The organism is Shewanella algicola, from assembly GCF_014648035.1.
Classification (GTDB): Bacteria; Pseudomonadota; Gammaproteobacteria; order Enterobacterales; family Shewanellaceae; genus Shewanella; species Shewanella algicola.
The window spans coordinates 1-14,550 of record NZ_BMQI01000001.1 but is presented as its reverse complement, the minus strand read 5'-3'; the positions used below and the strand labels follow the sequence as shown (position 1 = coordinate 14,550).

Genomic DNA, 14,550 nt, shown 5'->3' with positions numbered 1-14,550 from the left:
TTCGTTGGTTTTTAGGCGCTTGCTTGCGCCTATTGAGCTTATTTATCTAGGGGGCAGGCATGCCCCTAATTATTCCCTATCTTCTGGTACTTAGGCTAACTTAGCCTCAATTTTGCTAGTAACCAATAGGCTAATTGCGCACTTTTAGGCAATTAACCCAAGACTATTGCGGCAAAAACACCGATAATTCCCCCTAATTTAGACAAGCTGGCCGTTTGGCTGTGCACGACTGTGGAAATATTCAATGGAAATCAAAGTAAATTTTCTCGACAATTTGAGACTCGAAGCCAAATTTGACGACTTTACCGTTACGGCCGACCAACCTATTCGCTACAAAGGTGATGGCTCAGCCCCAAGTCCTTTTGATTATTTTTTAGCATCGTCTGCATTGTGTGCGGCTTACTTTATCAAGGTGTACTGTAAGGCTCGTGATATTTCTACTGAGCACATCAGACTGTCGCAAAACAACATTGTTGACCCTGAAGATCGCTATAACCAAATTTTCCAAATTCAGGTTGAGCTACCAGATGATATTTCGGCTAAAGACCGTGAAGGTATTTTACGCTCTATTGACCGTTGTACCGTTAAAAAAGTGGTGCAAACTGGCCCTGAATTTAAAATCGAAACCGTTGAAAACCTAGATTCTGACGCCAATGCGATGTTGATGGGTCAACCTGATGGTGACAGCAATACCTTTATTTTAGGTAAAGACTTACCGCTGGAACAAACCATTCAAAACATGACGGGTTTATTGGCTGATCTTGGGATGAAGATTGAGATTTCATCATGGCGCAATATTGTGCCTAACGTATGGTCTTTGCACATTCGAGATGCCGCATCGCCTATGTGTTTTACCAACGGTAAAGGTGCGACCAAAGAAAGCGCATTATGCTCGGCTTTAGGTGAGTTTATTGAGCGTTTAAACAATAACTTTTTCTATAATGATCAATTCTTTGGTGACGAGATTGCCAATAGCGAATTTGTCCATTACCCGAACGAAAAATGGTTTGCGCTTGAAGACGATGACGCGCTTCCTACAGGCTTACTTGATGAATATTGCCTAGACATTTATAACCCTGATGAAGAGCTATGCGGCTCGCACTTAATTGATACTAACTCGGGCAATAAAGCTCGCGGTATTTGTGCTATTCCGTACACGCGTCAATCTGACGGTGAAACTGTGTACTTCCCGTCTAACTTGATTGAAAACTTGTTCTTAAGCAATGGCATGAGTGCGGGTAATAACCTGCAAGAAGCCCATGTTCAGTGTTTGTCTGAAATTTTTGAGCGTGCAGTAAAACGTCAAATTATTGAGCAAGAAATTGTGCTGCCAGACGTGCCAATGGCGGTGTTAGAAAAATACCCAAGTATTTTAGCGGGTATTAAAGGCTTAGAAGAGCAGGGCTTCCCTGTTGTGGTGAAAGACGCGTCATTAGGCGGGCAGTTCCCGGTAATGTGCGTCACCTTAATGAACCCTCGTACGGGCGGTGTATTTGCGTCATTTGGTGCTCACCCAAGCTTTGAAGTTGCATTAGAGCGTAGCTTAACTGAGTTATTACAAGGTCGCAGTTTTGAAGGCTTAAATGATGTGCCAAAGCCGACCTTTAATAGTATGGCCGTGACCGAACCTGAAAACTTTGTTGAGCACTTTATTGATTCTACTGGGGTTATCTCTTGGCGTTTCTTTAGCAACAAATTTGATTATGAATTTTGTGAATGGGACTTTAGCGGCACTAACGAGCAAGAAGCTAACGCACTGTTTGGCATTTTAGAAGACATGGGCCGTGAAGTGTACATTGCAGAGTTTACTGATTTAGGTGCATCGGCGTGCCGTATTTTAGTGCCTGACTACTCTGAAGTGTATCCGGTTGATGATTTGATTTGGGATAACACCAACAAATCACTTAACTACCGCGAAGACATTTTAAATCTGCATTCGTTAAGCACTAAAGCCTTGTCTAAGCTTGTTAATCGTTTAGAAGAAAGCCAATTAGATAATCAAACCGATATCCCAACTTTGATTGGCATCGTGTTTGATGAAAACACCGTTTGGGGCCAGTTAACCATTATCGAATTAAAGATTTTGATTTATCTTGCGCTCGGTGAGCATGAAGATGCGTTAGAACTTGTAGAAGAGTTTTTACAGTTTAACGACAACACAGTACAGCGTCGTTTGTTTTATCAAGCAGTCAACGCCGTGCTTGAAGTGACCCTAGATGAAGACTTAGAGCTTGAGCACTTTATCGGTAACTTTACCCGCATGTTTGGTCAGGAAGTAATAGACAATGTGGTGGGCTCGGTCAATGGCACAGTACGTTTTTATGGCCTAACGAAAACCAGCATTAAACTTGAAGGTATTGAGCCTCATTTACGTTTAATTGAAAGCTACAAAAAACTGCACCAGGCTCGCAAAATTAAAGCGGGTTTGTAAAGTTCTGAACAAGTCCTAATGCGCTGATATTAAATGTTTATTTTTATCTAATATCTTGAGTTCAGGTTAGGCTAACGTTTATTTGAATCAAGAGCCCGTCTAGATATTGACGGGCTTTTTCGTTTTAAGCGAGGGCTATATTCGCTGTATTTGCTCGGTTCCAATCCGTTGTTATCAACTCCTGTTTACATGTCATGTGGATTACCGCTTTCTTGCTGTGTTTGGGCTCATTAAGTTTTAACTTGTTTAAGGCATTAAGTATTAACTTGTTTAAGGCATTAACTATTAATCTTAGCTTTAAACATCATAAAGGTTGAATTGTTACCGCTTTAGGCAGTTTTTTTGCAATGTGGCTAAGGTTAACGGTTTGTCAAAGTAGAAGCCTTGAATTAAATGACAGCCAAGCGTTCGTAGTACAGTGAGTTGCTCTTTTCTTTCTACACCCTCTGCTACCGTTATCATTCCGTATGCATCGCTTATGGCTAGAATGGATTTGATCAGCGCTTTACTTTGCTCATTTACGGTAATGTTATTAACAAAACAGCTGTCTATTTTGATTTCATCAAATGGCAGCATATTTAAGTAACTGAGTGATGAAAACCCAGTACCAAAGTCATCGAGTGAAATACAAAAGTCGCGCTTTTTCAATTCGGTTAAAATGTTATAAGTTTTTCCTAGTTCATTAAGCATGACATTTTCGGTTATTTCTAAGGTTATCCTGCTTCGTTTAAGGCCTATTTCATCAGCGATTTGAGTCATTGATTCAATAAAGTCGGGTGACATTAGCTGGTTTGGCGAAATATTAATTGAAACTTTAAGCGCATTTTTGCCGTTAGGAGAAACACTTAATATGTCTTTGCAGGCCTGACTAAATACAAATAAACCAATTTGTTTAATCAGTCCTATTTCTTCAGCGATAGCGATAAACTCATTAGGTGAAATGGTGCCAAGTTTTGGATGTTCCCATCTTGCGAGGGTTTCGACTGCGACTATCTGTTCCGTTTTAGTGTCGATTTGTGGCTGATAAAGCACAAAAATTTCATTATTGCTAAGTGCTCCCCTTAGCTCGTTTTCGAGTAAATATTTGTATTGCAGTTCTTCATTCAAGCGATGATGATAAAAGGTGGCACTGCCTTTAAGTTCCGTTTTAGATTTATAGAGTACGATATCAGCTTTGCGGATAAGCCCTTCGGCTTGATGGTCATCAGATGGGTACATGCTGGCGCCAATACTGCATTGGGCTTTTATTTCGTGTCCATGGACAATAAATTTATCTTCAAATAACTGCTGTATTTTCTCTATTTTTAAATAGGCTTCATTAATCGTATTGAGTTGTGGGAAACAAAATACAAATTCATCGCCACCAAAGCGTGAGACGGTGTCTTTTGCCTCGAATGCATGCTTAAACCTTTGCCCAATGGATTTTAATAACTCGTCACCCGCGGTATGTCCATTACAGTCGTTCACTTTTTTAAAGTCATCAAGATCGATAAATACTACGGCAACGAGTTGATGGTGTTTTTTTGCAGATTCAATTGCTTCATTAATTTTATCCATCAGTAACATGCGGTTTGCTAAACCCGTTAATGCATCATGCAAAGCGATGAAGTGCAGTTTTTTCTTTGAGGTTTCTAAGGCATTAATATTTTGTTCAATACGTTGCTGAAAGCGATTAAAGCGTCGGGTAATTAAGTTGCTGACGATGAGTGAGGCCCCCACCATAAATAGTGTAGAAAATACACTTAATATTATGATGTTAAATAATTTTTTTTGGTTTAGAACCTGTGCTTCTTGTTGCTTGATTGCGATGTATTTATTGACATTACTTGAGTTGAAATATGATCCAATGACCCAATCCCAACCTTCAATTTTTTTGAGGTAGCCTATTTCTGTTTTGTTTTTATTGGTTTTGTTAGCATCCAGTTTATCTAAAGTCATAAAGCTGCCTGCTGTGTGCGCTTCAGAGGCAATTTTTTTGGTGAGTGTTGCGTTGGAGTGGGTTAACAATGCGAGATCACTTTCTTTGGCTTCATTCGCCAGTATGTTGCCTTGATTGTCGATGATAAATAAGCTTTGATTTTCAGTGTGTTCAAAGCCAATAACTGATTTTAGCAATGATTCTTTTAGATCGTTTTCAATATCGGCAATATATTCTCCCGTACCGATAAACCAGTCATAGGGGGCGAAATATTTTCCAAATCCAATTTTTTGATATTCTTTTTGTAAAGGCTCCCCTGGTTTTTGGTACCACCAATGATAGAAAGCCTCGCCATCTTGTTGTTTTATTAAATTGATATGCTCTCTGAGGATATATGCTCCGCGAAGGTCTTGAGCATCCCAGGCTGACACACCTTCAAGATAAGGTTTAAGCCCATGCAAGATGTTAATGCCATCCATTTGAAAGATAAAAAAGTAACCTCTGCCTTGGTAAAATCTGATTGGGCGCAATGCATCAGTGATTAACTTACTGACTGTGGTTTTGGGTTTGTTTTGGTTGTTGTGATAGACGCTCATGGCTATTGCGTATGCTTCATTTACGCGTTGTTGAGACAGCGTTTTAAGTTCATCGATGACTCTTTTTTTCTTATACAGAATGTAATTAGCCGCTTTGTCGGTTGATAGTTTGATGGCGCTTTTATTATTTTCGAGGATGTCTTCACGAAGGGATTCGATACTTGCATTGGCTTTATCTTGATTGTCTTTAATGATAATTACATTGACCGTGATAGCGAAAAAACCAACGATAATACTTGGGGTATATTTTATGAGGTTAACTAATTTTTTATCATTTAAGATCATCATGGAAGCTTAGTAAATTCCTTTTTACTGTTGATTGGATATCGATATAACAGATGAGTATAGCTGGTTGTTTTTTAACCTGCAGCATTTATGTGTTTTATTGATGTTATACCATTGCGCGTTAGTAAGTGATCTCTCCGCGAGAATTTAAAAGGGTTTAAACCCGAACTAAAAAGGATTGAGGGAGAGGCGATACCTGTAAACTGGCTTAGATAAATGTTGCTTAGCTATTAATAGCTTAGTGGCAGGGAGAGTTTTTATAGCCTGATTAAAACCAGTATAAAGCGCGTAACATTAAGGCTGGCTGGTAAGCAGTTTTAACGTAGTGGGTGAATATAAAGCCCATCATGATGTTAATGGGCTTTTCGATTTTGATCTTACCGAATCAGTTAAAACGATTTGGTGATGGTCAATGTGATACTGTCGCCTTCTGAGGTATTTTCAGCATCAAATTCCGTTAAGTAGCGTAAATCTGCTTGCAATAACCAAGGCAAGTACATCATGTTGATTTCAGCACCAATACCATAAACTTGCTTACGTTCGCTGGCTAAGGTGCCTTCACCGTCTTTACTATCGTCACTGATTTGCCAGGACGCAGCATAGTTGATACCAGGACGCACGATCCACTGTCCGTCGAACATCATGTTTTTGCCAATACCGCCTTCAACCATAAACTCTGAACCAGGGCGTATCCCTGTGTCATCTTGATGGCCGTGCCATAAGGTACGGGTTAACGCGCTAAAGCTCCAGCTGCGGTCTTCATCAAAATAGTATGTTCCCCCAGCGGTTATCAAGCCTGACCAATACCCTAGGCCGACAGACTCCGGCTTATCGGAAGAGTAATCACCTGTTGGCGCAACCGCTGCGATAGCTAATATGCCGTCAAATTGTTTGTTGTACCAAAATAACCCTAATGGTTCGAGAATAATATCACTGACTTCAAAATCTGAAGAACGGTCGAAAGCACCACTAATAGAGATGTCTTTTTTGACTAATGGAACAATTATGTTGTAAGAAACGTTGGCTCCCAATAGCTTCGCATCGGTGACGTTTACAAACCTGTGGGCTTGTGCAACGACACTAAGGTCAAAGTCTACCGGAACGGCGTTACCATCATTATCCGTTAATTTATCCGTGTCATAATAGCTGTTATACACACGATAGTGCATACCCGGTGGTGGCGGAGATCCCGCTTCAACCCCCTCTGTACCGATAGAATAATGAGATCCAGAAGTTGCAGCTAGTGCATTAGCGCTGAATGTTAATGCGCAAGCTAGAGCTATTGTTGAAACTGTTTGAGTTAATTTAGTGTCCATGATGTTGTTCTCCTACATAGTAGGCACCGCTTAAGTGATTACTACGCGATAAAGAGTCGTTAATACCAACTCATTTTTTATGATTAAGTTGTTATATTTTTTATGGGATATTATTTGAGCTCCCATCCTTCAGGCATTCGTTTGTCCCATTCGCCCATATGACATTCGGCACAAACAACAGTAGAAGATTGATGGGATTTATGGCATTGATAACATTCAGGATCTAGATGAGATTCATGAGGATTTATTCCCCATTCCTCTTCTAGATGTTTAGTTTTTTCAGCAAGCACTTCATAATCTTCGTGGCAACGTAAGCAGAAATCATTTTCAAATTCTCTGGTATACATTGGGTCATCATATTCACCGTTTGCGTAAGCTTCAGCTTCCATCTTGCGCGTTTCATCATCTTGTTCATGACAATCAATACAAGTAATGCCATTGGCGATATGTTTTGATGAAAGTAAGTTAGCGTTGCTTATCCCGTCCTCGTAAGGCTTGATAATGTGGCACCCTTGTGCACAGGAGTCATCGGCATGTGCAGACATAGACAGTAGCAGCCAAATAGGCAGTAACACTTTGCCGAGCAGAGTTAGTTTTTTCACAAATACAACCTTAAACTCAATACGTTACCCAGCACTGTTGGGCTGCTGAGTAACGTATAGATGAGTTAAACTTAGATTTCGATAGCAGGTAAAAGTTTATCTACGTCACCGCCAGCGGCTAAAATACCCGCCATGCGACCGTAGGTAAGACAGCGGCCATGGCCAATGCCAGGACACAGAGTTGGATAGTCATTAGAGAAGAAATCACCTTGAGCAGCACCAACTACATACAGACCAGGAATCGAGTTGTTGTTTTTGTCTTTAACGAGCAGGCTAGAGTCGGTGCCTAAACCACCACACACAGTCAGTAGTGTGCTGTAAAGTTTACCGGCATAGAATGGCGCTTTAAGAATTGGGGTGAGCAATTCTTTACGCTTGCCAAAATCAGTGTCATTTTGTTGCTGATAAAGTTCGTTGTAACGGGCAATCGTTTTCTCAAGGTCTGCGACGGGAACTTCCATTTTTTGAGCTAGTTCTGCAACAGAGTTAGCAACCACAACCTTGCCATCTTTGATGTGTGCTTCTTGAGTCATTTGTTCAATTTCTTTGTTCCAGCCTTTGCCCCATGGTTGCCACATTTGACCATAGAACAAACCACCCGCTAGATCGCCATCAACTTGAGCTTTGACTTGATCAGCCCAGTCTTTGTCATAAACAGTCCAAGCAACGCCATCAGGCTGTAGTTCTTTAGTGCAGCTTTTAGATTGAGTATTTACATCTTCGTTCTTGAAACGCTTACCGTTAGTGTTAACGTGTAAGAAACCATAACTCGCCGCCCCGGCTTCAAGATGGATAACAGCGCCATGTGGTTCATGTTGCTGCATCACTGCGCCAGCTTGTAACGCTTGGGTGATGCCTTCGCCAGTATTACACTTATTAGGGAAATAGATTTGTGCATCAGCTTTTAAAGAAAATGGAGAGTAACGCTGTAACATTTCAGTGTTTGAAGCGTAATCGCCTGTCGCTATAATGACATTTTTGGCGTTAAACTGGGTGTAATTACCTCGTTTACCAGCAATGACTCCCATCGCATTGCCTTCAGCATCACGAAGAATTTGAACAGACGGTGTTTTGTAATTAATATTAACACCGTTCGCAACCGCTTCTTTTTCTAAAACAGGTACAATTGTTGCGTTACCAATACCGTTTGATTGGCCGTAAACATAAGATAAATCGGCATCTTTTTCGTGGAAGAAATGAGTTACTGGGTATTCTGTATAATCAGGACCTTTATAATATCCTTCCCACATAGTGACTTCTAAACCATGCTTTCTGCCAATGTCTGTCGCCCAATCCATTGCTGAACCACTACGACTGAAAAATTCTTTAATTAATGTCTCATCAACACGACCAAGGTTCCATGCAACAATTTCACGGAGGATTTGACGAGCATCATTATTGATCCCCATGGCTTGTTGAATTTTACTGTTTACGGCTGTGATATGACCACCGCGGAAAGCTGGCACTTTGTTTTTTTCAATGATTTCTACTTTCGCACCTAATTGAGCGGCAGAAAGGGCAGCAGAAAGACCTGAAAGACCAGCACCAATAACCACGATATCTGTATCAACAACATTTTTGATATGACGCTTAGCAATGGGTTCTGCTGGTTCTTCCCAGCTCCATTTATGCTCATCCTTAACATTTTTCCCAATTGACATGCTACTTGCCATTGCTGCGCCTGGCACTGTGGTGCCGACAACGGCTACAGCACTCGCTACTGCAGTGCCTTTTAAGAAACCACGACGAGATTCATTGGTCAGTTCAGTTTTGTCTTCAAATTTCATTGCAACATTCTCCATTTTTGTTGGCGGCCGAGTGAAGTGGCCTTAACCCTATATCGCAAAGAGCGTGCCAAAAAAAAGTGGCGATTATTTTTGAACCCCGTCTCAAATAAGACAATTTTATGAAGCTGTAATTATCACTTTGGTAGTAGTGTTATCAAATTGATAATGGATTTGGTGCTGCTTGATGAAAGCAAAGGAATTAGCGTTAAAAGAGTTACTGACGATTTCGCCAACGGACTCACTTGTTCGTTTTATGCAACGTAGGGTATTGATTTTTGATGCTTTAGCATTAGGTTTATTAAGAAAAGAAATTATTGAAACCCTAGGTCAACATGGCGCAAGAAAGATTTTAACGCGCTTTGGTTATGCTCATGGATGGCGCACAGCTGAAATGCTGCATAAGGAGTTTCCGGAGATCGTAGCCGAGGGTTTTGGCGGTGAACACTTACATCGGTTGTTTGGTTTAGTGAATACCATCGACATCAAGATTAGTGATGGTGAAGGTGATTTACCCATCATTGAATCCACTATCGTTAACTCTTATGAGGCTGAACAGCACCTAGACCTCATTGGTGAGTCCGAAACTGGAGTCTGTTGGACACTTGTTGGATTTGCCAGTGGTTATGAGAGTTATCGTACTGGCCGTGAGGTGTATTTTATCGAAGACAGTTGTTGTGCTAGCGGCTCAAAGACTTGTCATGTTGTTGGTCGTTTTAAAGAGAATTGGGACGAAAAACTAACCCCTCATTTACCTTACTTTGAAATCGCGGACAGTAATCAGATATTGGTTAAATTGACTGAAGATTTTCAAAAGCTAGAAGAGAAATTTGCCCGTAAAAAGCAGCAATTAGCCTTTATTAATGGCGATATTGAGCCTACGCCGGGTTTTGTGGTACGCAGCTCATCAATGCTAAAACTGATGGATATGGCACGGCGAGTCGCTAAAGTGGACTCGTCTATTTTAGTTACAGGTGACAGTGGTGTCGGTAAAGAGTATGTGAGCCGATATGTTCATCTATGCTCTAAGCGAAAACACAAACCCTTTATTACGGTTAATTGTGGCGCATTAAGTGAAACCTTACTTGAGTCTGAGTTATTCGGCCATGTTAAAGGAGCATTTACTGGCGCAGACCGTGCCCGTGCGGGGTTATTTGAAGAAGCTGAAGGTGGCACATTATTTTTAGATGAAATTGGTGAAACCAGTTTAAATATGCAAGTTAAGCTGCTTCGAGCAATCCAAGAGCGAGAAGTAAAGCGTGTAGGAGAAAACCTCTCTCGGCCATTTGATGTTCGGATCATTGCCGCAACCAACCGCAATTTAGAGCAAGAAGTGGAAGTAGGGCATTTTAGGCTTGATTTGCTGTACCGCATTAAGGTGATTGAGCTTGATATTCCGTCTTTGTCTCATCGTGGCGAAGATATATTGCCGTTAGCGAATAAGTTTTTGTATAAATTTTGCGAACAAATGGATCGCACCATTACCGGCTTATCGCGAGCAACAGTACAAAAGCTAATGAATTATGCTTGGCCTGGAAATGTGCGTGAATTACAAAATGCCATGGAGCGGGCAGTGGCACTTTGTCAGGGGGAATGGATTGAACCGATTGATTTGCCTTACGAAGTTTCGACCGCCTCGGTGGCGGTTAAGTTTAAAGATCAAATTCAGCCGATGAAAGATGTCGAGCGCGACTATATTTTGTCGGCGATTGAGTTGTGTGATAACGATAAACATAAAGCTGCTGAAGCCCTCCAAATAGGCATCGCCACACTATACCGAAAGGTACATGAATATAACGCTCCCGCTGAATCTTAAGCCAAAGCCTTATATTTTCAGACTAAAATGACAAAGCGAACCAAGCAGAAATAGCTCTGCTTGGTTCGCTTTTTTAATTGATAAATATTGTCATTACTGGGTATCTAAGTATTTATCTACTGCAGTTGCTCTATCTTCTGCGTGTTCTAACAACTTATCGACGGCATTATAAAAGTCGTTGGTACTTTCTAAGAAGGTGTAGCCAGATATTTCTGTTGTGGCATAAGGTGCAACCAGTGCTGAAGAAGCGTTATAGTTGGCTTGCATCTTATTGGTTTCAAATGCATCGCTAATCACCTCAAGTATATATTCGTTATATTGCTCACGATAGACATCATCTGCGTACAGTTTTGCGATGAGCGGCCAGCTGCTTGAATTCAAGTCTGAGAAATCTAACGCCAATGCACCACCCATATTACCGTCTTGTAACGCTTCGTTGTTGTCCCATGGGATCCAGGTTAACTTTGAGGTGTCAGGGTTGTTATACAAGTAATAGTTGTGTGGCATAAGACCATAAGTATCCCAATTTTGAATAATGCCATTGACCGCTAAGTATTTTAAAAATACATCAACATCAAATACCGCTTCAAGATTGGTGCGCCAGGTTGCACGATCGCTAGTATAAGTGTCGTCATGTAATGCACTAAATAGGGCTTCAATATCAGACCAGTCTTCATCATCTTCGTTAGTTTTTTTCTCAAAATCGTCTTGGTTAAACGACCCTTCAACAAACATGGCGCCATCATCTTCGGGCTTGTATAAATTGCCATCGTCGCTTGAAAATTGCGTGTCGATTACGGTGTCATCGACTTCTTCTACTAGGGTGTATAAACCAAAGTATTCTGGGCCGTCGCCATGGTCGACGTATAAGGTATAAAAACCGGTGTGTGATACAGCTAATCCTGCGTCTTTAAATACGTCGGCGGCGACTTTGTCGCGAAGCATTGATTCGTCGTTATAGTTATTTTTTAAACTAAACTTTTTAAACCCATAAAAACGTTGGTTTTTAATTTGTGGGTAATCATCTTCATATTCGTCAAAGTCGAGTTTAAAGGCAAGCTTTAAAATACCTTGCTGCCAACTGGTTTGCAGTGATGAGTTACCTTTAAAGCGGATCCCAACGCGATACCATTGGGTGCCGTTATAAAACACTTCAGCGGGCACAAAAATAGGGTCTTCATCGGTATCGCTTAAGCTATTTGATGAGTTTCTACCAAACTCGCCATAGAGCTCAGCCATGTCATCTAACATACTTTGCCAGCGCGCTTCGGTGACGACAATGTCAAAGCGTTTAACTTCGGTGTCGCTAAACACTTCATCAAAATTAGGCTCGGCATCTTTGCTGTGGGTTTCATCTGTCCAATCAGTGGCTTCAAAGTCAGCATCAGTGACTTCAGTATCAGTATCTGTGTCTGTATCCATGCTGGTATCGGTGTCTGTTATGCTTGCGACTTCACTCGTGTCTGTGGTGCTATCGCTTGCGCCACTGTCGCAACCGGTAAGCACTAACATGCTAGCCAGCATGATGATTAGCAATAACATCATCGGCTGATTTAATCGTCGATTGTTGTTATTTAATTTATTGATAGTAAGCATCAAATTCTCCTAAGTCTTATCTTTTACGTAGTGAGGTTTCGGTTGATTCACTGAAATAAAATCGTTAATAAGATGTTACTGCTCAAAGGTGTAAAAATTGTGCAGAGAAAAAGGATATATAGGGCAAGTTGATAGAAATGATGAAATAGTAGTAGGTGTCTTATTTATTCATTTTTACATTATCTTCCTAGGCACCAATAACGCCGATGAGTTTACTGTCATCGTATTTCACATTAGGGTAGAGTCACTTATAAGTGTTATCACAATATAAAAACACGGATTTAACTCAAGGAAGATTCATGAAATTTTCACATTACATTGTTTGCTTAGCGGCTTTTAGTCCTGCCACATTTGCCAATGAATTACCGCCTATTTTAGATTTTTATCCCCTTTGTAGCCCGCAAACTATCAATACCGCCAATGATAAAATGGTTTACGATATTGACCCTGACTTACTGAAATCCTCTAATGGTGACGTATTGTCACATCGTGATGCGTATGTGCAGCAAGCCTTGGTGGAAATACAACGCAAAGCCTCAGCTGCTGGCGCGGATGCGGTGATTGTTGATAGGTTAACGGTAGGCGGAATTGATCGAAGTATTGATCTGCAAGATGGCAGTAACCGAGCTCAGTCGAGCACCCAACAAATCCATGTTATTACCACAGTGCAATACGTTAACTTGTGTGACGATACACAGCTTAGCAGCGACCCCACACCTTATAACAGTAAGGGTAAAGCTGTTTCGTATACCCAAACCACCGTTAAGTTGACGATGCCAAATGAAGGCAATTTGTTAAAACAAGCGCAAAAACACCAAGCACCTGATGCGCTTATTACTACCGACAGTGCCTATGGCATACACATTGGTGACTCAGTTGATGATTTATTACCTGCATTAGGCCCTCATAGTATTCAATTGCAACTCGACAATGGTGCCACCGTTTATGGTTATGGGCGCAGTTTATGGTTTGTGATTAAAGACAGTCGTGTCGCAATGATTACTCAAGATTTAGGGCTATTAAATGGTCATGGTCAAAATCAAATCCCTTTAAGTGAAAACTATGACAGCGATAATTGGGTGATTGCAAACAAGGTGCATCAAGGTGATGAACTCAATAGTGTTAAGGCGCATTTAGCGCTTAAAAAGCAAGGTGATGTTTACAGTGTTGCAGGTAAAAATAGCCGCTTGTTATTAACTTTTGAAGACTACAATGAAAGCATGTCTCAAGAGGCGGTTTCTCGGCTAAACAGCTTTGCTATTTTACCGTTAACAACAATCGATGAGCATCAGGTTAACTTTGGCAATTTTGATAATATTGATATCGCAACACTACTGACATTAACATCACCACAAGCTTATACCTTGCAACCACAACAGCTCAGTAACCAAATTCAATTAACTGAAAGTGGTGCAAAAGTGTTGGTCAATAGTAATGTGTTATTAGGGTTTGATCGCCAAGGCGTGGTTAATTCGATCAACATTACTGAGTCGATGTTTGGCGCGCAAACGATGAGTGAATTTAAAGCAGTGCTTGCCCGTTACAACTTGCCTGCAATTAAGTCTGAATTGTTAGCGCGATACCCTATCGCAGAAGATAATTTTGATAACATTATGCTGACTGAAGGGGGGGTAATGTTGTCGATTAATTTTGATTCATACGATGATGATGCACAGTTAATTGATCTCACGTTACACTTTTAACTTAGAAATTCATGAAAGAGAAAGTGACGTTAAGGGTGAAACTGCCACGGATAAAGAGAAGATTATTGTGGTTTAATGCGCTAAAGTAGCGCCCAAGTTCTGATATAAAGTGGTTAGGAAGTATATGAATATTGAAAATGATGTGATTGATAATTTAGCCGATTTAGAACGCTTTTTAGTGTTAGTTGAAAAGGGCGGTTTAGGTTTAGAAGGTGTTGCTGGCGTGGGCATGGCAACCAGTAATGCTGATGGTCGTCATTTTGTTGCGGTATTTGGTGATAACCATAAGCTTTTACTTGGTCGCTGGGTGACACCTGAAATTTTTGAAACGGGTCAAGATATGGTTAAGAATGGGGTTAAGCCTAAGCACTGATCACCCTAGGTCAATCCAAGATGAATACCGTTTAAACAAAAAAGGCAGAATCGATATTCTGCCTTTTTTAAGAGGGTGTAACAGATTCTGTGTAACTGCAATTTAGTTAATATGTTTCACAATTCTATCT

General features: G+C 40.8%; 9 protein-coding genes. 4 read left to right on the top strand and 5 right to left on the bottom strand.

Annotated elements, in window-relative coordinates:
• The first annotated feature begins 244 nt into the window (after positions 1–244).
• Positions 245–2,431: an OsmC domain/YcaO domain-containing protein gene (locus IEY42_RS00045; protein ID WP_188923362.1), complete on the top strand. Its 2,187-nt coding sequence runs from the start codon at positions 245–247 to the stop codon at positions 2,429–2,431.
• Positions 2,432–2,752: 321 nt separating this feature from the next.
• Here IEY42_RS00045 and IEY42_RS00040 read toward each other — a convergent pair whose 3' ends face one another.
• The 4 genes from IEY42_RS00040 to IEY42_RS00025 all read right to left on the bottom strand — a co-directional run bounded on the left by IEY42_RS00040 (position 2,753) and on the right by IEY42_RS00025 (position 8,935).
• A complete protein-coding gene (locus IEY42_RS00040; protein WP_188923361.1) occupies positions 2,753–5,233 on the bottom strand; it encodes a bifunctional diguanylate cyclase/phosphodiesterase in 2,481 nt (826 codons plus the stop codon).
• A gap of 386 nt (positions 5,234–5,619) precedes the next feature.
• Complete coding sequence (locus IEY42_RS00035) at positions 5,620–6,546, bottom strand: SphA family protein (protein WP_188923360.1); 927 nt, start codon at positions 6,544–6,546, stop codon at positions 5,620–5,622.
• Between the two features lie 110 nt (positions 6,547–6,656).
• Entirely contained in the window at positions 6,657–7,148 is a 492-nt protein-coding gene (locus tag IEY42_RS00030; RefSeq protein WP_188923359.1) for a cytochrome c3 family protein, read from the bottom strand.
• A 71-nt stretch (positions 7,149–7,219) separates the two neighbouring features.
• Entirely contained in the window at positions 7,220–8,935 is a 1,716-nt protein-coding gene (locus tag IEY42_RS00025) for an FAD-dependent oxidoreductase (RefSeq protein WP_188923358.1), read from the bottom strand.
• A 184-nt stretch (positions 8,936–9,119) separates the two neighbouring features.
• Here IEY42_RS00025 and IEY42_RS00020 point away from each other — a divergent pair, with 184 nt between their 5' ends.
• The gene (locus IEY42_RS00020; RefSeq protein ID WP_188923357.1) at positions 9,120–10,748 is read left to right on the top strand and encodes a sigma-54-dependent Fis family transcriptional regulator; all 1,629 of its coding nucleotides are present in this window, start codon (positions 9,120–9,122) and stop codon (positions 10,746–10,748) included.
• Positions 10,749–10,841: 93 nt separating this feature from the next.
• Here IEY42_RS00020 and IEY42_RS00015 read toward each other — a convergent pair whose 3' ends face one another.
• Positions 10,842–12,344, bottom strand: coding sequence for a CotH kinase family protein (locus IEY42_RS00015; protein ID WP_229779828.1), 1,503 nt, complete (start codon positions 12,342–12,344; stop codon positions 10,842–10,844).
• A 299-nt stretch (positions 12,345–12,643) separates the two neighbouring features.
• On the opposite strand from IEY42_RS00015, the gene IEY42_RS00010 reads away from it, so the two are divergent.
• Both IEY42_RS00010 and IEY42_RS00005 read left to right on the top strand, forming a co-directional pair.
• Positions 12,644–14,047 carry a hypothetical protein gene (locus IEY42_RS00010; protein ID WP_188923356.1) on the top strand — a complete coding sequence of 468 codons (1,404 nt, stop codon included), beginning with the start codon at positions 12,644–12,646 and terminating at the stop codon, positions 14,045–14,047.
• 124 nt (positions 14,048–14,171) lie between these two features.
• The gene (locus tag IEY42_RS00005) at positions 14,172–14,420 is read left to right on the top strand and encodes a hypothetical protein (RefSeq protein ID WP_188923355.1); all 249 of its coding nucleotides are present in this window, start codon (positions 14,172–14,174) and stop codon (positions 14,418–14,420) included.
• Positions 14,421–14,550: the final 130 nt, after the last annotated feature.